Source organism: Amycolatopsis sp. GA6-003, from assembly GCF_046267895.1.
Taxonomy (GTDB): Bacteria; Actinomycetota; Actinomycetes; order Mycobacteriales; family Pseudonocardiaceae; genus Amycolatopsis.
This window is the reverse complement of the sequence record NZ_CP176499.1, coordinates 5896793-5918143: the sequence shown is the minus strand read 5'-3', so window position 1 is coordinate 5918143 and position 21351 is coordinate 5896793. Positions and strand designations below refer to the sequence as shown.

The 21351-nt window shown below is 71.1% G+C and carries 18 protein-coding genes and 1 pseudogene; 1 reads left to right on the top strand and 18 read right to left on the bottom strand.

All coding sequences use genetic code 11. The annotated features are described in order from the left end of the window. Window positions 1-8: 8 nt before the first annotated feature. The 5 genes and pseudogenes from panC to F9C12_RS26750 all read right to left on the bottom strand — a co-directional run bounded on the left by panC (window position 9) and on the right by F9C12_RS26750 (window position 6080). Entirely contained in the window at window positions 9-917 is a 909-nt protein-coding gene (gene panC, locus F9C12_RS26770) for a pantoate--beta-alanine ligase (protein WP_409184547.1), read from the bottom strand. Beyond that, a pseudogene (locus F9C12_RS26765) lies at window positions 914-1828 on the bottom strand (Rossmann-like and DUF2520 domain-containing protein); the annotation flags it as partial. The pseudogene F9C12_RS26765 and the gene panC, both read right to left, overlap by 4 nt. Before the next feature lie 247 nt (window positions 1829-2075). After that, on the bottom strand, window positions 2076-3182 hold the full coding sequence (locus F9C12_RS26760) for a PrsW family intramembrane metalloprotease (protein WP_409184546.1): 1107 nt from the start codon (window positions 3180-3182) through the stop codon (window positions 2076-2078). 570 nt (window positions 3183-3752) lie between these two features. Next, window positions 3753-5558, bottom strand: a complete 1806-nt coding sequence (locus F9C12_RS26755) for a DUF6779 domain-containing protein (protein WP_409462200.1) — start codon at window positions 5556-5558, stop codon at window positions 3753-3755. Between the two features lie 69 nt (window positions 5559-5627). Continuing rightward, window positions 5628-6080, bottom strand: coding sequence for a DUF3180 domain-containing protein (locus F9C12_RS26750; RefSeq protein WP_409462199.1), 453 nt, complete (start codon window positions 6078-6080; stop codon window positions 5628-5630). A gap of 70 nt (window positions 6081-6150) precedes the next feature. Between F9C12_RS26750 and F9C12_RS26745 the strand changes: the two genes are divergently transcribed. Continuing rightward, window positions 6151-7089 (top strand): MerR family transcriptional regulator, encoded by a 939-nt coding sequence (locus tag F9C12_RS26745; protein ID WP_409462198.1) that lies wholly within the window; start codon window positions 6151-6153, stop codon window positions 7087-7089. Between the two features lie 32 nt (window positions 7090-7121). Here the strand turns inward: F9C12_RS26745 and folK are convergent, their stop codons facing one another. The 13 genes from folK to dacB form a co-directional block, all read right to left on the bottom strand. Continuing rightward, a complete protein-coding gene (folK, locus tag F9C12_RS26740; protein ID WP_134728484.1) occupies window positions 7122-7616 on the bottom strand; it encodes a 2-amino-4-hydroxy-6-hydroxymethyldihydropteridine diphosphokinase in 495 nt (164 codons plus the stop codon). Further along, complete coding sequence (gene folB / locus F9C12_RS26735) at window positions 7613-7972, bottom strand: dihydroneopterin aldolase (protein WP_409184542.1); 360 nt, start codon at window positions 7970-7972, stop codon at window positions 7613-7615. Before folB ends, folK begins: the two co-directional genes overlap by 4 nt. Then, complete coding sequence (gene folP / locus F9C12_RS26730; RefSeq protein WP_409462197.1) at window positions 7965-8771, bottom strand: dihydropteroate synthase; 807 nt, start codon at window positions 8769-8771, stop codon at window positions 7965-7967. The genes folB and folP overlap by 8 nt, the downstream gene beginning before the upstream one ends. 26 nt (window positions 8772-8797) lie before the next feature. After that, a complete protein-coding gene (gene folE / locus F9C12_RS26725; RefSeq protein ID WP_409184540.1) occupies window positions 8798-9412 on the bottom strand; it encodes a GTP cyclohydrolase I FolE in 615 nt (204 codons plus the stop codon). After that, window positions 9384-11786: an ATP-dependent zinc metalloprotease FtsH gene (gene ftsH / locus F9C12_RS26720; RefSeq protein ID WP_409184539.1), complete on the bottom strand. Its 2403-nt coding sequence runs from the start codon at window positions 11784-11786 to the stop codon at window positions 9384-9386. The genes folE and ftsH overlap by 29 nt, the downstream gene beginning before the upstream one ends. Before the next feature lie 205 nt (window positions 11787-11991). Continuing rightward, on the bottom strand, window positions 11992-12813 hold the full coding sequence (locus tag F9C12_RS26715; RefSeq protein WP_409462196.1) for an ESX secretion-associated protein EspG: 822 nt from the start codon (window positions 12811-12813) through the stop codon (window positions 11992-11994). Between the two features lie 95 nt (window positions 12814-12908). After that, window positions 12909-13712 (bottom strand): ESX secretion-associated protein EspG, encoded by an 804-nt coding sequence (locus F9C12_RS26710; RefSeq protein WP_409184537.1) that lies wholly within the window; start codon window positions 13710-13712, stop codon window positions 12909-12911. A 79-nt stretch (window positions 13713-13791) separates the two neighbouring features. Further along, window positions 13792-15087, bottom strand: coding sequence for a hypothetical protein (locus tag F9C12_RS26705; RefSeq protein WP_409467078.1), 1296 nt, complete (start codon window positions 15085-15087; stop codon window positions 13792-13794). Window positions 15088-15212: 125 nt separating this feature from the next. Continuing rightward, complete coding sequence (locus tag F9C12_RS26700) at window positions 15213-15581, bottom strand: hypothetical protein (RefSeq protein ID WP_409462195.1); 369 nt, start codon at window positions 15579-15581, stop codon at window positions 15213-15215. A 171-nt stretch (window positions 15582-15752) separates the two neighbouring features. Further along, window positions 15753-16307, bottom strand: coding sequence for a hypoxanthine phosphoribosyltransferase (hpt, locus tag F9C12_RS26695; RefSeq protein ID WP_033292892.1), 555 nt, complete (start codon window positions 16305-16307; stop codon window positions 15753-15755). A 3-nt stretch (window positions 16308-16310) separates the two neighbouring features. Further along, window positions 16311-17282, bottom strand: a complete 972-nt coding sequence (gene tilS, locus F9C12_RS26690; protein WP_409462194.1) for a tRNA lysidine(34) synthetase TilS — start codon at window positions 17280-17282, stop codon at window positions 16311-16313. Continuing rightward, window positions 17279-18295, bottom strand: a complete 1017-nt coding sequence (locus F9C12_RS26685; protein ID WP_409186860.1) for a zinc-dependent metalloprotease — start codon at window positions 18293-18295, stop codon at window positions 17279-17281. The genes tilS and F9C12_RS26685 overlap by 4 nt, the downstream gene beginning before the upstream one ends. A gap of 109 nt (window positions 18296-18404) precedes the next feature. Continuing rightward, window positions 18405-21329 carry a D-alanyl-D-alanine carboxypeptidase/D-alanyl-D-alanine-endopeptidase gene (gene dacB, locus F9C12_RS26680; protein ID WP_409462193.1) on the bottom strand — a complete coding sequence of 975 codons (2925 nt, stop codon included), beginning with the start codon at window positions 21327-21329 and terminating at the stop codon, window positions 18405-18407. Between the last annotated feature and the right edge of the window lie 22 nt (window positions 21330-21351).

Genomic DNA, 21351 nt, shown 5'->3' with positions numbered 1-21351 from the left:
GACTCTCCCTATTCCCCTGCGTCCGGATCCCCGCTCGGATGTTCCACGGCTTTTCCGAGCAGCACTCCCGCGTTGTCGATCAGCCGGGTACTCCCCACCCGGGCGGCGACCAGCAACCGCGCCTCTCCGTCGACGGGCGCCGGCCCCAAATCGGTTCCCCTCAATTCCAGGTAATCCACTTCCACCTGGGGACGGGCCGCGAGCGTCTTCCGCGCCATCTCCAGCACGGCCTCCGCCCCGTCCCGCCCGACGTGCGCCCCGGCCGACAACGCGGACGAAAGCACCACCGCGTCTTCCCGTTGTTCCGGCGTCAGGTAGACGTTGCGCGAGGACAGCGCGAGGCCGTCCCGTTCCCGGACCGTCGGCACCCCGATGACGCGGGTGTCGATGTTCAGGTCCGCCACCATCCGCTTGATCAGCACCAGCTGCTGGTAGTCCTTCTCCCCGAAGAACGCGTAATCCGGGCGCAGCAGGTTGAACAGCTTCGCGACGACCGTCAGCACCCCGGAGAAATGCCCGGGCCGGACGGCTCCCTCGAGTTCGTCGCCGAGCGGGCCGGGGTGCACGGTGACCATCGCGTTGTCCGCGTACAGGTCCGAGGCCTTCGGCGTGAAGGCCAGTTCGACGCCTGCTTCGGACAAAGTCGCCAAGTCGGCTTCGAGCTGACGCGGGTACGCCTCGAAGTCCTCGCCCTCGCCGAACTGCAACGGGTTCACGAAGATCGACGCCGCGACGACAGTGTTCGGCAGCCGCTTCGCGCGGCGCAGCAGTTCGCGGTGGCCGTCGTGCAGCGCGCCCATGGTGGGCACCAGCGCGACCTTCCGGCCGACGCTGCGCAGCGCCTGGCTCACCTTGCTGATGTGCTCGGGCGGCTGGAACGTGTTGAGCGTTCCGCGCTGGAATTTCGGTGTCGTCACGGGGTCTGTCCTTCGGCGGGGTCGGCGAGAAGATCGGTCAGTTCGCCCGCGGCCGCGGGATCGAGCAGGCCGGCGGCGCGAGACCGTTCGGCTGTGCGCCGGGCCAGCGCCCGGTAGGCCGGGGCGATCTGCGGCGCCCGCTCCGTGAGCACGTCGAGGTGCTTGCGGACGGTGCCGAGATCACCACGCGGGACCGGTCCGGTGAGGGCGCGGTCCCCGTGGCGAAGGACATTGTCCAATGCCGCCGAAAGCAGCGGTGCGACGAGTCGTTCCGGTTGTCCGATTCCGGCCCCGCGCAGGGTTTCCGTGCAGTCGGCGACCAGCGTCATCAGGTGATTCGCGCCGTGCGCCAGCGCCGCGTGGTACAGCGCCCGCGCGGATTCGGGGACCCGCACCGGCTCGGCGCCCATCTCGACGGCGAGCGCCTCACCGACGTTCCACGCCGCGTCGTCGTCCGGTGCCGCGGTGACGCCGATGCTTGCCGCGACAAGACGTTCGAGGTCTTCCTCGCGGCCGGTGAAGGTGAGCACCGGGTGCAGCGCGAGCGGCAGCGCACCGGCTTCCGCGGCCGGAGCCAGCACGTCGATGCCGTGCGCCCCTGAGGTGTGCACCACGATCTGCCCCGCCCGTACCGAATTCGTAGCGACCAGACCACGGACGGTGCCGGCGAGCGCGTCGTCCGGCAACGCGAGCAAGACGAGATCAGCTCTCCGCACGACCTCGTCGGGCGGCAGCAAAGGCACCTTCGGCAGCAACCGTTCCGCACGGTTCAGCGAGGCCGCGGACAGCCCCGAAGCGGCGACTACGGTGTGGCCTGCCCTGGCCAATGCCGCGCCGAGGACACTGCCCACGCGGCCGGCGGAAACGACGCCCACGGCAAGGCGGGCCGGTCGGTTCATGGCGTGCGCCTGTGGACGCTCATGGCTCGAAACTCCTCATGTTCGTTCCAGTCCCGCTCTTTCGTCGCGGGTACCAGACGACGGCGCGAGAGTAGCCCCGACCCGGCCGGATCGCGGTGCCTGGGTGACCAGCTTCACCCGGGGCGTCCCATCGCGCCCGTACCTTATTGGCGCTCGGCCGCCGGCGAGCACCGTGGCCGCTAATCCCCCGGTGGGACGCCACTTTTGGCACGGTAGAGCTACCCCGGACGGGGAATGTTCACCGACTGTCGCGATTGTTCGCCAATCGCACCGCATCCGCCCGGGCGTCCCGCAGTGCCTGCAGCAACTCTTCCTGCCGCTGCCGGTCCTGCTCGGTGCGCAACCGCGTACGCCGAAGGAATGCGAGTTCGGTCACGCTCGCCTGATACCGGCCCACCGCCCGCGCCGCGGCCCGCCCGGACTGCTTGCGCGCCTGCTTCCGCCACTGCCGCCGCCCGGGCAAACTGGCGAGCAGCTCGACCTCCGACGGCGCGATCCACCGCGCAGCAGCCATCTTCGGCAACGCGGCGGCGACGATCCGCTGTTCCCTCCGGCGCTGCAGCACGATCACGTAGATCGCGGCGATCAGCAGCGGCAGAATCACCAGGAAATACAGGGTGAGGAAGGACTTCCCGCCGTTGAGCGTGGCCGCGGCGTTCCAGAGCGCGTGCAGGAAGACCCCGGCGAGATACCCGGCGAGCGGCGCGAGAATCCGGACCCACCGCTGCGCGTAGCGAGCCGCGATGCCGAACCCGATGCCGGTCATGGCGGTGAACAACGGATGCGTGAACGGAGAAAGCACACCGCGCACGAGGAAAGCGGCGAGCACCCCGGAACTGGTGCCGTTGCCGAAGCCGTGGTCAGCGAAGGCGCGGCCGAAGTAATAGATGTTCTCGGTGAAGGCGAACCCGGCGGCCGCGAACCCCGCGTAAACGACGCCGTCGACGATCCCGTCGAATTCCTCGTTGCGCCGCCAGAAGACCAACAGGACAAAGACACCCTTCGCGGCTTCCTCGACCAGCGGCGCGGAGACGAGCGCACTCACCTTGCTGCCATTGCCCCCGCCGAGAAGCAGGTCCCCGAACGCCTCGGCCCCGGTGTTGATCAGCAGCGCGGTGACGGTGGCAATGCAAGCGCCCCAAGCGAATGCGAGAAGAAGCAACTTGGCCGGCTCAGGCTCCCACCGATCAACCCAAAGCAACCCGGCGACCACCACGCCAACCGGCAGCAGCGCCGCGACCACCCCGATCGCGACAGCCATCCACCCGACGCGCGCAGTAGCGAGCCCGAAGAGAAAAAGCCCGCACAACGCCACGACGATCAACCCGAGCACCGGAAGGAGCACGGTGACATGCCGAGAACGAGGCGGCGTGGACGCAGAACCCGACGAGCTGGCAGAAAGGGTGCCGTTCACGAGCGGTCACCATACGCAGGCCCCAAAACCCACGCCGGTTGGACGTACCGGGTTCAGCCCTACGCGGGATACCCCCCGGCAACACTCACCCCGGTCCGTGAGGGCCACCTTCACAGACCACCCGCCGCCAGCCCACCACACCGGATGCCCCTACGCCCCGAAACCGCAGCCGCTGCACCCACGAGCGGGCACCCAGCCCTAAAACCGCACCACTGCACCCAACGAACGACACACCCAGCCCTAAAACCGCACCACTGCACCCAAAGAGCGAGGCACCCAGCCCCAACCCGCAGCCGCTGCACCCAACGAGCGAGGCACCCAGCCCCTCCCCCAACCCCGATACAAAGCCGCCCTGCGGTTCGGGGGTGCTTGTCAAGGCATCTTTCCCGCCTTGACAAGCACCCCCGAACCGTCAGCACAATGAAAAATCGGGGTGCCCCACGCAACCAACGAGGCGCAATGTCGCCCGCCAGGGCGACGAGCCGCCCGAGAACGCACCAATCAATCCTCAGCCCGACGCCGCCTACGAGGAGTCCCATCGGCCTTCCCATTAGCCGCAAGCAACTCGGTCACCGACCGCCCAGAAGCATGATGCCCCCCAGAGCCCGCCTCCTCAGCAGCCTCCCAAGCAGGCGGCTCCCCCTCCGGCCGCCTCCGCCGCCCACCAGGCGACGGAGCCGATTCAGCATCGGGCCGCCGCCGACGCCCGCCAGTCCCACTGCTCACCGAACTCCGCACCGCCTCCGGCAACGTGGGATTAACCGAGTCAGCCCCATGCCGCCCAGTAGGCGTGTCCTCAGCCAACGGCGACAAATCCGACCGGGAGAACTGCTCCAACCGAGACGGCGCCCGAACCTGCGCCTCCCCGACGCTTTCCTTCTCCGGCGCGTCCGAACCAGGCTCAGCATGCCGAGCAGCCTCAACGGGAGCGGAAACCGCAGTCTGCTCAACAGCTTCATCCCGCGGAGGAACCGACCGCGCCGCCAACCGAGGCACCGGCCGCTCGTCCTTAACCGGATTGACCGGCTTCACGGGCGCCACCGGCGGCTCCGGCTTACTCACCGGCGCCACAGTCCGAGTCGGCTGCGCCTCAGTCCGCCGAGCCACCTCCGGCACATCCTTCGACGGCCGAGCCGCCCGCGGACGCGCCTCCCGAACCCGCTCAGCCTCCCGCGGCAACGGCTCAGTCACCTTGCGCGGCCGGACGCTCTCCTGCTCAACCGGCTCCGGAAGGGCCTGCGCCCCGGAGTCCCCAGCCGAACGACGCTCAGCTTCATACGGCTTCGGCGCACCGCCCCGAGGACCACGCTCGGCCTGCGAACCACCCCGAACCGGCCGCCCAGCCTGCGGTTCCGGCGCACCGTTCCGCGGCTCCCGCGCGGCGAAAGCGTCCGCCACACTGGCCCGCCCCTCGTGCGGACCCGAATCGCTGCGAGGCACGAACGCCTCCGCCAGGTTGGCCCGGGGATCGCGCCGCGGAGCGGGGTGGTCCGCTTCGACGTCGTCCTCGAACGGCTCCGGCTCGGCGGGCGGTTCCGGGCGCTTCGGCTTGAGCCGCGGCATCTGCTGGGTGCGCAACTGAGTGGAACGGTCGCCATTCGGTCCGGAACCGTTCAAACCAGCGCTGATCGAGCCGTTCGCGCCAGAAGTCCCGTTGGTCTTCGCGGTCCCGTTCACCGGCGGCCGGCGGCGCTCCGCGGGATTCGCGTCGAGCACCCGGTCCATCAATTCGGTCGGCCGCTCCGGAACATCGACCACCTGCTTCTTCGGAGCGAGCAGCTGAGCCGGTTTCTTGCCATTGCCGTTCTTGGCTTCCGCACCCGCCGAAACGAGCCGCTGCTCGTCGTTCAGCGAGCGCATCCGGGTGGCCTGCGCGGTCAGCGCGACGCGCTCGAGCAGCACCTCGCCGCCGAACAGCGATTGCAGGCTTTCGCGGAGCGCAGCCACTTCGGCACGGAGCGCATCCAATTCTTCGCGCGATCGTGCCTCGGCGGCCTCGCGCGTTTCCGTTTCGAGTTCGAGTTCGTACTCCCGCCGGGCCGCGATCTCGCGTTCCAGCTCGAGTTCGTATACCGCCTGCGCCTCGGCGACCGCCTCCTCGCTGTGCGCCGCGTTCTTGCGGGCCCGGACAGCCAGGAAGGCGCCGATCAGGGCAGCCCAGAGCGCCGCGACGATCCCGAGCCGGAGGTACCGGAGGTCGTCGCTGAGCACCAATGCGAGGGTGGCGCCGACGGCGAGGAGCAATCCGACGACAAGCCACGGCCTGCCAGGGCGGCGGCCGTGCGAGTCGTCACCCACGCCAGTCATGCCTGACACCGTACCTTCTGGTGATCCGAATGAGACCTAGTCGGTACTTCGAGCGGCGCCATCGAAGCGTTAACCGGTCGTTCCCCCGCGCTCCTCCGGCGGCGTCCGGCAGGAGTGCTCGAGCCACAAACCGGCAGCTACGAGCAGCGCCGACGACACCACCCCGACGACCGCCGACTTGCTGTCCGAGACCGCGGCGACGAGTTCGTCACGTCGGGGGAAAACATAGAGGAACGCGGCCAGCCAGCCGCCGCCGAGAAACGCCCCGGCCAGCGACGACGCCTTCGCCAGCGCCACCGCCCTGGCGATCCCGACCGCCTCGCCGCGCACCCGGCCGGACTTGATCCGCGACCGGATCGACACCGCCAGCCCCGTCTCGGCGACCGCGAGCACCGCGAAGGTCACCCCGGCGAGCAAGGGCAGCTGCGGCAGATCGCCGTAGGCGGCCTGGAACAGCACGTAGACCACGGCGAGGCCGAGGACCGCGGCCACGACCAGGTCCCGGGACCGCGTGAAGTGCATGCCTCCACCGTACCGAGCCCGTTCTGGCAGGCTTGACTCTCCAGCGACTGGAGACTCCACCATGCCTGACATGCCTGCCCCCACGGTCTTCACGATCGGCGAACTGTCCCGGCGCACCGGGCTGCCGGTGAAGACCATCCGGTTCTACTCCGACGAGGGCCTGCTCCCGCCCACGCAGCGGACCGGAGCCGGCTACCGGCTGTACGACGCGCACGCGCTCGCCCGGCTGGAGCTGGTGCGGACGCTGCGCGAGCTGGGCATCGGCCTGCCCGATGTGTCCCGCGCGCTGGCGCGCGAGACGACGGTGCGCGACCTGGCGACGAGCCACGTCGACGCCCTCGACGAGCAGATCCGGCGGTTGCGGCTGCGCCGCGCGGTACTGCGCGCGGTGCTGAAACGGGATTCCGAGCTGGAGGAAGTGAAACTGATGAACCGCATCGCCCAAATGCCGGACGAGGAACGCCGCCGTCTGGTCGACGAGTTCTGGACCGAAATGATGCAGGGACTCGACGTCGATCCCGAGTTCTACGCGCGAATGCAATCAGCCAAACCAGACCTTCCGGATGATCCGACACCGGAACAACTGGAGGCCTGGATCGAGTTCGCCGAACTCGTGCGAGACCCGGACTTCCGGCAGTCCATCCGCACGATGAGCGAACGGCATTCGGCCACCCGGGAAGCGGGCGAATACGAGCACCCGACGAAGGCTCAGCGGGAGAACTGGGACGCCTGGATGACCGACGCCCGCTCCGCGCTCGACGCGGGCCACGCGCCGGACTCCCCGGCGGGACGAGCGCTGGCGGACGCGATCGCGACCGCCTCGGTCCGCCCCGGCCAGAACCCGGCCGACCCCGCGGTCCGTTGCCAGCTGGCGGACGGAATCGCTGTCGGTGCGGATCCGCGCGCCGAGCGGTACTGGCAGCTGCTCGCGACCATCAACGGCTGGCCCGCCATCCCCAGCCGCCAGGAAGAGGTCCAGTTCCTGCTGGCGGCGCTGCGGGCCTCGTGAGCGCCCAAGCCGGTTAGCACCGGCCTAAGCACTCACGACAGGGTGAGGTCGGGCCGCAGGACGACGCCCGCCCGGTCGGCTTCCGGCAGCCGGGCGAGCAGGTCGGCGGCCCGGCCGTGTCCGGGCACCTCGGCGTCCGGGTCGATCTCGAGCCACGGGATCAGCACGCTCGCCCGGTCCGGCGTCCCGGGATGCGGCAGCAGCAGCTCCGGATCGTCGGACGTCACGCCTTGCACGGTCACTATGTCGACATCCAGCGTGCGCGGGCCCCAGCGCAGTTCGCGCACCCGGCCCGCCGCCTGTTCGGCCGCCTGCCCGGCGCGCAGCCACGCCCAGTGGTCGCGCGCCGGGTCGTCGACGATGCACAGCGCGTTCAGGAAATCCGGCTGGTCCTCGACGCCCCAGGCTTTCGTCTCGTACACGCCGGACACCGCGACGAGCGCCGGGCGCACCGCGTCGACCGCGCTGCGCAGGTAGCCGAGCCGGTCGCCGAGGTTGGACCCCAGCGACAGCACCGCGCGGCTCATCGCTCCCGCCGGACGGTGACCGCGACGTCGTCGAAGGTCAGCGGAATCGGAGCGGACGGCTTGTGCACGGTGACCTCGACAGCGGTCAGCCGGTCGTCGCGCATGACCTCGTCGGCGATCTTCCCGGCGACGCTCTCGATCAGGTCGTACGGCTCCCCGGCGACGATTCCCGCCGCCAGCTCGGCCAGCTCGCCGTAGTGCAGCGTCTTGGTCAGGTCGTCCGACGCCGCGGCCGGCCCGAGGTCGAGCCACGCGACGATGTCGACGACGAATTCCTGTCCGTCGCGCTTCTCGTGGTCGAAGACCCCATGTCGGCCGAACACGCGCAGACCCGTGAGCGTGATGCGGTCAGCCATTGGCCCGTCCTTGCTGCCAGGCCGCGGCCACCGCCACGGCGTCCAGTGATGCCCCCACCTCGTGCACGCGCACGCCCCAAGCGCCCGCCGCCGCGGCCAGCGCCGAGATCGACGCGGTGGCGATCTCGCGGCCGTCCGGCGGCCTCGGCACGCCGTCCTTCCCGGCCAGCAACCGGCCGAGGAAGCGTTTGCGCGAAGCACCCACCAGAACCGGGAAACCCAAGCCCACCAACGAATCCAGCCCGTGCAGCAACGCCCAGTCGTGCTCGGCGTGCTTCGCGAACCCGAGCCCCGGGTCGAGCACGATCTCGCTCTCGGACACCCCGGCCGCGACCGCCTCGTCGATCCGCTGCAGCAGCTCGCCGCGCACCTCGGCGACCACGTCGGTGTACGTGGCCAGCGCGTTCATGTCCTTGCTGTGCCCGCGCCAGTGCATCAGCACCCACGGGGCCTTGGTCTCCGCCGCGACCCGCCCCATCGCCGGATCGGCGAGCCCGCCGGACACGTCGTTGATTACCTTCGCGCCAGCCGTCACCGCGGCCTCCGCGACCGCGGCCCGCGTGGTGTCGACCGACAGGACGACGCCTTCGGAAGCCAGCTGCCGGATCACCGGCAGAATGCGCGCGGCCTCGGTCTCCGCGTCGACCCGCGACGCGCCCGGACGCGTCGACTCGCCGCCGACGTCGATCAGGTCCGCGCCGCGCGCCCACATCTCGCGCGCGTGCTCCAGCGCCTGGTCGAGATCGAGGTAGCGGCCGCCATCGGAGAACGAATCGGGCGTCACGTTCAGCACGCCCATCACGGCGCACCGCCCCGGCCGGGGGATCACCGACGCCCCCGGATCAGCTCGATCGCCTCGGCCCGCGACGTCGCCGACGACCGCAGCATCCCGCGCACCGCCGACGTGGTGGTCCGCGAACCGGGCTTGCGGATCCCGCGCACCGACATGCACAGATGCTCGGCCTCGACGACCACGATCACGCCCCGCGGCTCCAGCCGGCGCACGAGCGCGTCGGCGATCTGCGAGGTGAGCCGCTCCTGCACCTGCGGACGGCGAGCGTAGAGATCGACCAGCCGGGCGAGCTTCGACAGCCCGGTGACCTTGCCCTCGCCGTTCGGGATGTAGCCGACGTGGGCCACACCGTGGAACGGGAGAAGGTGGTGTTCGCAGTTGGAATACATCGGGATGTCCGTGACGAGCACGAGTTCCTCGTGCGATTCGTCGAACGTCCGCGCCAGCACCTCGTCCGGATCGGTGTAGAGGCCGGCGAACATTTCCCGGTAAGCGCGAGCGACCCGGGCCGGGGTGTCCTGGAGACCGTCCCGATCCGGGTCTTCGCCGCAGGCGAGCAGCAGCTCGCGAACGGCGCGCTCCGCCCGGTCCTGATCGAAGACCGGGCGGATGCCGTCTTTACTGCTTGTCTGATCCGTCGACGTCACGCCGATGCTGCCCCTCGTCCGGCTGCTGGCCGTTCGCGCCGTCGGCGAACCAGCCCTGCTCACGCGGACGGTCTTCGGCGGGGCGCCACGGCTGCTGGCCGCCCGGGGACGTCGCCGGGGTCCAGCCCGGAGGCGCCCCGTAGTTCGGCGGTCCGCTCTGCGCACCGCCCGGGCCACCGGGCTGGTAGCCGCCGCCTGCCGGACCGCCCGGCTGCTGCTGACCACCATACGGCTGGCCCCAGCGGCCGGTGCCGTTCGGCCCGCCCGGACGGCCGCCGTTGGGCGGCGGGGCGTACGGGTTCGCGTTCGGGTCCGGAGCCTGGTACGGCGGACCGCCGGGCAGCTCGCCCGCACCCGGCGCGGTGCCGACCGGGGTCGGAGCGGGCTGCAGGGCGCGCTTTTCCTTCTCCGGAGCCGGCGGCGGCCACGGCTCGCCGCGCTCCATCGCCAGCTCGCCCGGGGTCTTGATCGGCGGCTTGTCCGACGGCGTGCGCTCGCCGAACTCGTTGAAGACGGTGATGTGCGGGCGCTTCTCGACCGTCGCGAAGATCCGCTCGAGGTCCTTGCGCTGCAGCGTTTCCTTCTCCAGCAGCTCCATGACCAGGTTGTCGAGCACGTCGCGGTAGGTGTTCAGCACGTGCCACGCCTCGGTGTGCGCGGTCTCGATGAGCTTGCGCACCTCCTCGTCGATCTCGTGCGCCACCTCGAGCGAGTAGTCGGCCTGCCTGCCCGCGGACCGGCCGAGGAACGGGTCGCCCTGCTCCTGGCCGTACTTCACCGCGCCCAGCCGCGCGCTCATGCCGTATTCGGTGACCATCGCGCGGGCGATCTTCGTCGCCTGCTCGATGTCCGAGGACGCACCGGTGGTGGGCTCGTGGAACACCAGTTCCTCGGCCGTGCGGCCGCCCATCGCGAACACCAGCCGCCCGATCATCTCCGACCGGGTCATCAGCTGCTTGTCGTCCTCGGGCACCAGCAGCGCGTGCCCGCCGGTGCGGCCGCGCGGCAGGATCGTCAGCTTGTACACCGGTTCGATGTCCGGCATCGCCCACGCGGCGAGCGCGTGCCCGCCCTCGTGGTAGGCGGTGATCTTCTTCTCCTTCTCGGAGATGATCCGGCTCTTGCGCGCGGGACCGCCGACCACCCGGTCGACCGATTCCTCGAGCGCGGCGTCGGTGATCACGTGCCCGTTCTCGCGGGCGGTGAGCAGCGCGGCCTCGTTCAGCACGTTGGCCAGGTCCGCACCGGACATGCCGACGGTGCGCTTGGCCAGCCCGGTCAGGTCGGTGCCCTGCGCGATCGGCTTGCCCTTGGCGTGCACCTCGAGGATCGCCTTGCGGCCGAGCAGGTCCGGCGCGGACACCGGGATCTGCCGGTCGAACCGGCCAGGGCGCAGCAGCGCCGGGTCGAGGATGTCCGGCCGGTTGGTGGCCGCGATCAGGATGATGCCGCCGCGGGCGTCGAAGCCGTCCATCTCGACCAGCAGCTGGTTCAGCGTCTGCTCGCGCTCGTCGTGGCCGCCGCCGAGGCCGGCGCCGCGCTGGCGGCCGACCGCGTCGATCTCGTCCACGAAGATGATGCACGGCGCGTTCTGCTTCGCCTGCTCGAACAGGTCGCGGACACGCGAGGCGCCGACACCGACGAACATCTCGACGAAGTCCGAACCGGAGATCGTGTAGAACGGCACGCCCGCCTCGCCGGCGACCGCACGCGCGAGCAGCGTCTTGCCGGTGCCTGGCGGTCCGTAGAGCAGGACGCCCTTCGGGATCTTCGCGCCGAGCGCCTGATATCGCGCCGGGTTCTGCAGGAAGTCCTTGATCTCGTACAGCTCTTCGACCGCTTCGTCCGCGCCCGCGACGTCGCCGAAGGTGGTCTTCGGCATGTCCTTGTTGAGCTGCTTCGCCTTCGACTTGCCGAAGTTCAGGACGCGGTTCCCGCCGCCCTGGGCGTTGTTCATCATCCACATCAGCAGGCCGAGCACCAGCGCCAGCGGGACCGCGAAGATGAGGATCTGGGTCAGCAGGCTCTGCTGGGTGACCTTGGTGGTGAACTTGATCGGCTGACCGCCGTTCTGGGCGGTGATCAGCTTGTCGTAGATCTCGTGCGTGGCGTTCGCGGGGAACTGCGCGACGATCTTGTCAGTCTGCTGGCCGTCGACGTCGATCTTCTGCGCGAGCAGCAGTTTGAGCTGCTGCTCCTTGTCCTCGAGGCTGGCTTCCTTGACGTGGCTCTGGGCGACCTGGCCCATCGCCGTCGAGATCGGAGCCTGGGTATAGCCACGATCGCTGTCGAAGATCGTGTTGTAGGCCAGCACCGCCAGCAACCCCGCGACGATCCACAGCAGTGGGTTCCTGAGCACGCTCTTCCGGTTCATACGACTCGGCCCTTGCGGCCTCGACCCTCCCTGGTTGGGCGGATCCTGTGATACCCGCCATCGCGATCTTGACAACCCGTGGGCACCGCCGGGCACCCGTCCCACCAGGGTACCGTCCGGACGGGCGGGGAAGCCTGGCGAGCCTCTCGCAGGTCAACGGCCAATCCCGCGCCAGGGTTCCCGGGCCGGTCGGCACGTCGGCCGGTCACCGCGTGTCGACCGCCACCGAGGCCGCCATTTCCCCCAGCCTGCTGCGCAGCGTGGCCGGGTCCGCCGGGGCGACGGTGACCCATTCGCGGCCGTCCGAACCCGCCCTCGACAAGCTCAAATACCGTCCGGTGGCGGTGTCGAACCAGCCCAGCACCCGCGACCGCTGCCGCGTTCCCAGCGATGACCTGCTGTTCGCTGCCAGCTGACCGCCGCGCAGCCGCGGCTGGCCCGCGATGAGCGCGTAAGCCTCGCGCGGGTCCACGGTGACGCGCTCGCTGAGCGACTGCCGCTTCGCGCGCCGCCCGCCCTTCTCCTCGGACTGGCCCCCGCCCGCCGCGACCGGAACCCGGATCGGCTGGATGCGCAGCGCCTCGTCCAGCGGAAGCGTGACCGACGCCTCACTGCCGCGCGGACCGCCGGGCAGCAGTTCGACGATGGTGGACACCAGCCCGTCCGGCGGGATCGCGCGCAGCCAGATGCCGTCCGCGTCCTGGATCGCGACCACGCCGGTGCGCTCGTCGCCCGCGGCGAGCAGCGCGACCGGATGCGCCTCGAACTGCGGGATGTGCAGCGCGTCGATGGATTGCGGGGCGCGCGCGAGCAGGGTCAGCCAGTCTTCGACGTCGGGTTCGACCCGGCCGCGCGCGTCGCGGATGCCGCGGGCCTTCAGTTCGGTGTCGACCCGGTGCCGCAGCGACACGCGCTCGTCCATCGTCGCGCCGTGCGAGCGCACGCGCAGCGGGTAGGGCAGCTCGCCCAGCTCCATCGACTCCCACAGGAAGTCGAATGCCAGCGGCGAGAAGAACTCTTGATGCATCCGGTGCTGCTCACCCTCCGGTCAACGATTTCCCGCCCAGCGTAGCGCCGGACCGGCAGTCTTCAAGCGCCCTGCGCCCGCGCTGGTCGGTTCGGTCAGAAGGCGCCCGCACTGGCCTGGTCGGCCACGCTGGCGAGCATTTCGCCGAGCCGGTGCCGCAAGGTCGCCGGGTCGGCGGGCGCGATGGTGATCCAGTCGCGTCCGTCGTGGCCCTGGCTTGCCTGCGTGAAGTATCGGCCGGTCTCGGTGTCGAACCAGCTCAGCACGGTCGACCGGCTGCGGCCGCCGAGGCGGTTGCGGGCGTTCGCGCCGATCTGGCCGCCGCGCAGCCGCTGCTGGGCGTGCAGCCGGGCGAGTGCCTTGCGGTCCTCGTCCACGCTCGCGCGGCCGGAGGCGTCCACCTGGTTGCCGCGCCGCTGCATGAAGTCGACCCCGGACGCGCCGACCAGCTGCTCCAGCGGCACGGTGATCGACTTCTCGGTGCCGCGCGGGGCGCCCGGCAGGAGCGAGATGATCGCCGTGGCCAGTCCGTCCGGCGCGCACGGGTGCAGGTGCAGTCCGCGCTGGTCCTGCACCGCGAACAGGCCTTCGCCGTTCGCGCTGCCCGCGACCGCGAGCAGCGGTTCGCCGTTCGGATCGAGCAGCTGGACGGTGTCGAGGCTGACGTCCGGCGAGGCGAGAATGCCGAAATAGTCCTCGACGTGCGGGGCGGGCCTGCCCCGGTCGTCGGCGAGCCCGCGGTCGGCCAGCGCGCCCAGCGTGCGCGTGCGCAGCGCCGAGCGCTCGTCCATCGTCGCGCCGTGCGAACGGATCCGCAGCGGATACGGCAGCTCGCCCATCCCGGCCGACTCCCACAGGAAGTCCACCTCGATCGGCGCGAGCAGCTCCGCGTTCGGCATCGACCAACCCCCTACCCCACGTGATTGCGAACGCTCGCGGGCGCGTGACCTTGCCGGTCACGCGCCCGCGAGCAGTGCGTCAGTTGTCGTCGTCCGACCACGCGCCGATGACCGGCGGCGGGGTGGCCTGGTTGGCCCCGAACGCGTCGTCCGGGTCCGGTTCGATGAGGAACGAGGCGTGCGTGTGCTCCTCGTCCTCCTCGCCGCCGCCGTGCGCGCCCGCACCGCCCATGCCGCCCATCGGGCTCATGCCCTGCGACTGGCCGATGGTGCCGCTCGCCGGGACGACGCCCTGCTGCTGCGGAGCCGCCGACGCGGCGCTCTGCCCGCTCTGGTGCTCGGACGCCGCGGAGGTCTTGCCTTCCTCCTCCTTGCGCGAACCGCTGCGGTTGCCCTCGCCGAGCTTGCCGCCGGCGAATCCGGCTCCCGCGCCGATGGCGCCGAGGCCGAGCGCCGCGCCGACCCCGCTGCCGCCGGTGCTCGCGGGCGCCGCGGCGACCGGGGCCGCGCCGACGCCGGAACCGGTGCCGACACCGGCGCCCGCGGCGAGCGCGCCGCCCTCGAGACCGGAGGTGCCGTACTTGCCCGAGTCAGCCGAGACGTGCGCCGGAGCGCCGTGCCCAGCCACTCCCGCGCCGCCGGGCCCGCCGTGCGCGCCCACCGTGCCGAAGCTGGCCGGGGAGCCGAGCGCGCCCGGAGCGTCGGTGTGGCCGACGGTGCTGACGTTGTTGAAGGAGTTGCCGTTGAAGTGCGTCGCGGTCGGCTTCATGCCGAGCGAGTCCGGGCCGAAGCTCGGGGTGGAGCTGTCGACCTCGCTCATCGCCTGGGTGTAGGCGTTGAAGAAGGCGACCTGCTGCGCCTTGACGTCGTTCGCGGCGTCCGCCTGCGCCTTCTGGTCCGCGGCCAGCGCGGCCGGGCCGCCCGCGAGCGCGGCCGCCATGGCCTGCTTCGGGTCGTAGTCGCGCGGGGCGGGCATCTTCTTGACCTCGGCGGCCGCGGCGGCCTGGCGGGCGAGCCGGTCGGCCATCGTGTGCGCGGCGTCGGAGGCCTGGGTGCCCGAGTTGGCGATCGCCACGAGCGCGCCCTGCGCACCCGCCGCGCCCTGGCCGACCCAGACGTTGCCCAGTTCGGTGATCGCGTTGTACAGGTCGTCGGACGCCTGCTTCAGCTCGGTGCCGTGCTTGGCCCAGTGCTGCCCGGTGGCCTCGGCGGTGCCCGGGTCGTTGTCCGTGGTCGCGCCGACGTAGAGCTGGTGGCTTTCCTGCGCCTGCCAGTTCGGCGGGTTGGCGATGGCGCGGTCGCCGCCGATCTCGAACCCGCCGGAGCTGCTGCGCGCCGACGCGACGATCTCGTTGGCCGCCGGGTTGGAGCCCATCGCCACGGTCGAACCGGGCGCGGGGACCGAGGACGACGTGCCGTAGCCGGAGGTGTTGTAGCCCGATCCGTCCGGGGCCGAGGTGGTGGTGTTCGGTGCCATGACTGCGTGATCCCCCTAGGACGTCAGGCCTTGCTGCGGAACGGGTCGCCTGCGGACTGGTCGAACTCGTGGTAGCGGGACATCGCCGCGACGATGCCTTCCTCCGCCGCCTGGTACTGGCTGAGCAGGTTCTGCAACGCGGACGAGTAGGAGTCGCCGCCGCCGTCGGCGCGCTGAACGAACTTCGTCGCCATCGCCTTGCCGACCGGGTTCGCGCCGAGCTTCGGCGGCTGCGCGAGCGTGCCCGCGCTGTTCAGAAGAGCTTCGATCGCGTCCCGCCCGGTCCGGATCTTCTTCAGCACGGTCTGCGCGGCATCCGGGTCGATCCCGACCTGGCCGTTGACAGCGGCGTTCTTGAACGCCGCGGCATCCGCCGAGCTGTTGTTGCCCATCTGCCCTCTCTCCGTTCCCCCGCGCGAGGACCAGCCCGTCGGCTGGTGTCACTCGTCCGCATGGCAATAGGTCTTCGCATAGGTTAACGCACCTGGTCGAGCCCTATGACGCGATTTCGGGCTTCGGGGTTCCAGACCCGAAAGAGTTATCGCGAACCGAGACGATCCGGACTATCCGGACGTGTAGACGTGCGGGTCCAGCGTGCCGATGTAGGGCAGGTCGCGGTAGCGCTCGGCGTAGTCGAGGCCGTAGCCGACGACGAACTCGTTGGGGATGTCGAAGCCGATGTACTTCACCGGCACCTCGACCTTCACGGCTTCCGGCTTGCGCAGCAGCGAGACGACCTCGAGCGAGGCCGGGTTCCGGCTCGCCAGGTTCTTCAGCAGCCAGGACAGGGTGAGCCCGGAGTCGACGATGTCCTCGACGATCAGCACGTCGCGCCCGGCGATGTCGCGGTCGAGGTCCTTCAAGATCCGCACCACCCCCGACGACGAGGTCGAAGACCCGTAGGACGACACGGCCATGAACTCCAGCTGCGCCGGCACCGGAAGCGCCCGCGCGAAGTCGGTCATGAACATGACGGCGCCCTTGAGGACGCCGACCAGGAGGAGGTCGCCCTGGCCGTTTTCCGGGTGGTCCGCGGCGATCTTCGCCGCCAGCTCCGCGATCTTGTCCTTGATCTGCTGCTCGGTGATGAGCACGGAGGCGATCTCGCCCTCGTACACGCGTCATTCCCCTCGGGTGGTGGGTTCGGGTCCGGCAAGCGAGAGCCTGCCACGCCGCCGTCGAGCCTCCAAGTTGCCCGGCAGCCACACCCCGCCCTGACCCCGCCAACGGGCCACGAGCGCGTCGACCGAACGCAGGTGCGCGTCGGTCAGTTCGCGGACCCCGGAGTCCAGCAGCCACCTGCGGAGAACCCGTCTGCGCAGCGCAGCGGGCTCGGCCGCGAGCACAGCTACGTCGAGGTCGCCTTCGCGGGTCGCGCGCTCGTGTACGCGCGCGGCGAGTGTGTCCAACGCCTCGGTGTCTTCGCGCAGCTGTGCGGCCGTACGGGCTAAAGCTGGAGCGACTCCACCCGACAGCACGTCCTCCAGGAGCGGCAGTGCTTCCGTACGCAGCCGTACGCGGGTGAAGCGCGGATCTGCGTTGTGCGGGTCTTGCCACGGCTCCAGACCGAGTTCTGTGCACGCCGCGACGGTTTGCGCGCGAGTGATGCCGAGCAACGGACGACCCCACGGCGGATCGTGTGGACGCATGCCAGCCAACGAGCGCGGTCCGGAGCCGCGGCCTAGCCCGAGCAGCACTGTTTCGGCTTGGTCGTCTTGGGTGTGGCCGAGCAGTACGAGCCCTTCGCCGTTCGGCAACGCTTCGCGCAGCGCGTGGTACCTCGCAGCGCGCGCCGCTGCTTCAGGACCGCCTTTGCCGACAACGTGTACGGCATGCACTTCAACGACGTCGATGCCAAGGCCCTTCACGACTGTCGCGGCTTCAGCGGCAACGACGGCGGAATCGGCCTGCAGGCCATGGTCGACGATAAGCGCCCGCGTACGGACGTCTCGATGCCGAAGGACGTACGCCGTCGCTTCAGCGAGCGCTAGCGAGTCCGCACCGCCCGACACCGCGACGCACACTTCGCCGGGAACAGCGACTGTCGCGAGGAAATCGCGGACCGCTGTCCGGACCGCGGCGAGCGCGTTCACCCGTGCAGGCGCCGCACCCAGGCCGCGGGGTCGGCGATCTCGGCGCGCGTCGGCAAGGTGTTCGGCGAGCGCCACACCTTGTTGAACCCGTCCATCCCGACCGCGTCGACCACGTGCCGCGTGAACTTCGCGCCTTCCTCGTACTGGCGGATCTTCGCGTCGAGGCCGAGCACCGCGCGCAGCAGCCGGTCGAAAAGCCCGCCGCCCTGGCGCCGCGCGGTGAACCGCGCCCGGATCTGCTCGACGCTGGGCACGACCTGCGGGCCGACCGCGTCCATCACGTAGTCCGCGTGGCCCTCCAGCAGCGTGGACAGCGCCAGCAGCCGGTCGAAAACCGAACGCTCCTTCGGCGACTGCAGCAGCTCCGCGATGCCGCCGCCCTTGCCGCGATTGCGCAGCGCGTCAGGCAGCCGGCCGACCAGTTCGGCGAGGCCCTCGGCGGAGCTTTCCGCGATCCCGGACACCAGCCGTTCGACCTCGTCGGCGAAGTAGTCGCGCAGCCACGGCACCGCGGTGAACTGCAGCCGGTGCGTGCATTCGTGCAGGCAGACCCACAGCCGGAAATCGTGCGCGGGAACCTTCATCGCGCGTTCGGCGGCCACCACGTTCGGCGCGACGAGCAGCAGCTCGCCCTTGTTCTCCGGACCGCCGAACGGGTCGTACTGGCCGAGCACTCGGGACGCCAGGAACGCGAGCAGCAGCCCGGTCTGCACGCCCGCGCCGGACGCCAGGATCGGGCCGAGCGGACCGCCTTGCGCCGCGGGCAGCGCGCGCCCGGTGAGCACGCCGAGACCGGACGCGGCGGACCGGACCCAGCCCGGCCGGTCGACCACGGTGCCGGGCAGCAGCGGCAGGTCGCGGCCGAGTCCGGTCAGCTCGCGGACGTGCCCCTCGGCCTCGGCGGTCAGCTCGCGCAGGTCGACCACGGCGCGGTCGGCCTCGCCTCGGGCGACCTGCGGGCCGCCGCGCACCAGCAGCGCGCCGGTGGCGGCCGCCCGGTCCCAGTCGACCATGGGCCGCCGTCGGGTCTCGGTTTCCTGGCTCACCCCTCCGACGCTACCTGCCGGTCGGAGATTGTGGGCAGCTCAGCCGAACCGGTTCAGCGAGTCGGCCCAGCGCCGGTTACTTGCAGCCACAGCCTCGCAAGGCCGTCGCCAGCACGTCGAGCGCCGCCTGCCCGGAGTTCTTCTCCGAACCGTTGGACATGAACGCGAAGGCGAGCACCCGGTTGTCGCTGTCGAGCACATACCCGGCGAGGGTGTTGACGCCGGTGAGCGTGCCGGTCTTGGCGCGCACCCAGCCCCTGCCCCCTTGGGTTTCGCCCGAGTGGTAGCGGCCGTGCAGCGTGCCCTCCGGGCTGCCCGCGACCGGCAGCCCGGCCAGCAGCGGACGCAGCTTCGGCGTGTTCGGGTCCTTGCCGTCCGGACCGGCCGCCGCGGCGAGCACCTGAGCCAGCAGCCTGGCCGGCACCTTGTTCTGATTGGACAGTCCGCTCGTGTCGAACAGCTGCAGGCCGTTGACGTCGAAACCGTGGTCCGCCAACACCTTCTTCACCGCGGCGGACGCACCGGCGAACGACGCTTCCCCGCCGGTGGCCATCGCGACCTGGCGGCCGAGCGCGTCGGCGAGCACGTTGTCGGAGATCTGCAGCAGCGCGTACGCGAGGTCCGGCAGCGGAGCCGACTGGACCTCGCCGAGCACCTTCGCGCCCTCGGGAGCCTTGGCGGCACCGGCCGGGCTCGCGCCGAGCTTGTCCGCGACGAGCTGGGTGAGCGCGGTTCCCGGGTTGGCCGAGCGCATCGTCTCGTCGACCTTCGGATTGCCGCGGCCGCCGTCGGTCATGGCCGGGACGATCGGCGCGCCGAACAGCGACGGCGCGTCGCCCGGCTCCCAGCCCGGCGCCGTGTTCGGGCCGGTGTAGGCGCTCGCGTCGAGCTGCACCTTCTTGATGTCGCCGCCGGCCTTCTTGGCCTGGTTGACGAGGTCGTCGAGGTGTGCCGCGCCCGGGTAGAGCGGCGAATCGGTGCCGACCGGCAGCGCGGTCAGCGACGGGTCGCCGCCGCCGACGATGATCACCGTGCCCGGCTGCGCGCCCTGGACGATCTTGGTGGAGATCCGCTTCGTCGGCTCCATCGCGAGCAGCGCCGCGGCGACGGTGAGGATCTTCGTGGTCGACGCCGGGGTCAGCGGAGTGTTCGACGCGTGGTCCCACAGCACGGTGCCGCTGGCCGGGTCGATCACGCTGCCGCTGAGCTGCGAGAGCGCCGCCGCGCCGGCCGGACCGGAAAGCTTCGCGGCCACGCCGTTCGCGGACGGTCCCTGCCCAGAGGTGTCCGGGCCATGCAGCGCGAGGCTGGCATCGGCGGGGTCGGGTTCGCTGCCCTTCGGCGCGTTCGGCGCCCACGGCAACCCGAGCCGGTTGGACACCGCGGGCACGGCTGACGCACCACCCGCGGCGGCGAGCAGAAGCAGCACGACGAGCGCCAGGACCAGCACCTTCCGGCGAGGCTTCTTCGGCGCGTCGTCCGCGGGCGGGACCGGCCCGGCACCGGCGGGCGGCTCCGGAGGCGACTGCTCCGCGGCGGCGCGCGGCGGAATCTGCTCCGGACCTGGCCGCTCCGCGAAGCCTTCCGCGGGCCGGGGAATGCCGACGGTCGCCTCAGACGGCCCCTGCTGCATGTCGGGTGCGCTCGGGAAACCCTCGGCCGGACGCGGGATCCCGACCGTCGCCTCCGCCGGGAACTGATCCCCGGACGGGTCGATCCGCATCGGCCGCACCTGACCGCCGCCCGCGGGCGGAACGGTGCCGGGCGCGGGTTCGGGCAGGGCGGGCCGGACGGGGATTTCGATCTGCTGCGACCACTCCCCGGAACCGGATTCGTTCCGATTGCCCTGCGACTCGTCGGGGCGACCCCGGTTTTCCTGCGCTTCGTTGCCCGGACGACCTGGCTGAGCCGGGTTGAGCTGCACCGCGCCCGGGACCGACTCGTCGGGGCGGCCCCGGTTTTCCTGCGCTTCATTGCCCGGACGACCAGGCTGAGCCGGGTTGAGCTGCACCGCGCCCGGGACCGACTCGTCGGGGCGGCCCCGGTTTTCCTGCGCTTCGTTACCCGGACGACCAGGCTGAGCCGGGTTGAGCCGCGCGGCCGCGGACCCGGCTTCCGGGCCCGATTCGCCCCGGGAGCCCGGCTGGTTCTGCTCCTCGGCGCGGCCGGGCTGAGCCTGGCCAGCCGTCCCTTCACCGCCACGACCCGGCTGCGCGGAGCCGGCAGCGTCGCCGGAGTCGTTGCGGAAGGCGGTCCAGCCCTCCTTGGGCGGCTCCTGCCCCTGCTCGTCCCGCGCGACGACCGGCCGGAACGCCGCCCAGCCCTGGTTGTTCTCGCTCGTTCCCGGGGTCTCGTCCCGGAACGCGGCGAACTGCTGTCCCTGCTTCTCCTCGGACCGAGCAGACCCAGCGGACTCGGCAGGCTGGCCGGACTGGAACGGATTCCACCCCTGCCCCTCGCCCGAAGACGCGGAACCCCCAGCGGGCTCGAACAGCGAGTTCCCCGGCTTCCGCGCGGCCTGCCAGGCGGGCGAGGACTCCTGCTGCCCGCCTTGCCCAGCCGAGACGTTCGGCTGCGCCCGGACCGTCTGCTCCGCGGCTCCCTCCGCGTCCGGGCGGCTCGCGTTGTCGCCCGGCCTCGGCACCCCGGCCGCGAACCGGGTCGGGCCCTCCACCGGGACCCAGGGCGCCTGCGGTTTCGGTGCCTCGGCCCGAGGGGGCATCGAGGTGCCGCTCACCCGGTCCGCGAGGTTCGACCGCGGCGGTTCCGGCGGCGGGACGGGAGCGTCCGAGGGGGCGTTCAGCCCGGGGACCTCCTCCGGCGGGACGTTCGGCCGGAACCACGATCCCGGGCCGTCGCCAGGTGTGACGTTGGGCACGGAAAGCTGCGCGGTGGCTCCCGCGTCGCGCTTGGGCAGGGGGAGGCGGGAAGTCGCCCGGTCCGGCTGCGACGAGGTGTCCTCGTCGCCCGTGGGCCACCTCGGCTGGTCGTTTTCCGGCACCCACCACTCCTTCTCACCCGCC

Coding starts and splice junctions, on each gene's coding strand:
- F9C12_RS26755 (WP_409462200.1), bottom strand. CDS start 5,558: ATGACTGGCGTGGGTGACGACTCGCACGGCCGCCGCCCTGGCAGGCCG.
- F9C12_RS26750 (WP_409462199.1), bottom strand. CDS start 6,080: ATGCACTTCACGCGGTCCCGGGACCTGGTCGTGGCCGCGGTCCTCGGC.
- F9C12_RS26745 (WP_409462198.1), top strand. CDS start 6,151: ATGCCTGCCCCCACGGTCTTCACGATCGGCGAACTGTCCCGGCGCACC.
- folK (WP_134728484.1), bottom strand. CDS start 7,616: ATGAGCCGCGCGGTGCTGTCGCTGGGGTCCAACCTCGGCGACCGGCTC.
- folB (WP_409184542.1), bottom strand. CDS start 7,972: ATGGCTGACCGCATCACGCTCACGGGTCTGCGCGTGTTCGGCCGACAT.
- folP (WP_409462197.1), bottom strand. CDS start 8,771: ATGGGCGTGCTGAACGTGACGCCCGATTCGTTCTCCGATGGCGGCCGC.
- ftsH (WP_409184539.1), bottom strand. CDS start 11,786: ATGAACCGGAAGAGCGTGCTCAGGAACCCACTGCTGTGGATCGTCGCG.
- F9C12_RS26715 (WP_409462196.1), bottom strand. CDS start 12,813: ATGCATCAAGAGTTCTTCTCGCCGCTGGCATTCGACTTCCTGTGGGAG.
- F9C12_RS26710 (WP_409184537.1), bottom strand. CDS start 13,712: ATGCCGAACGCGGAGCTGCTCGCGCCGATCGAGGTGGACTTCCTGTGG.
- F9C12_RS26705 (WP_409467078.1), bottom strand. CDS start 15,087: ATGGGCTCCAACCCGGCGGCCAACGAGATCGTCGCGTCGGCGCGCAGC.
- F9C12_RS26700 (WP_409462195.1), bottom strand. CDS start 15,581: ATGGGCAACAACAGCTCGGCGGATGCCGCGGCGTTCAAGAACGCCGCT.
- F9C12_RS26685 (WP_409186860.1), bottom strand. CDS start 18,295: ATGGTCGACTGGGACCGGGCGGCCGCCACCGGCGCGCTGCTGGTGCGC.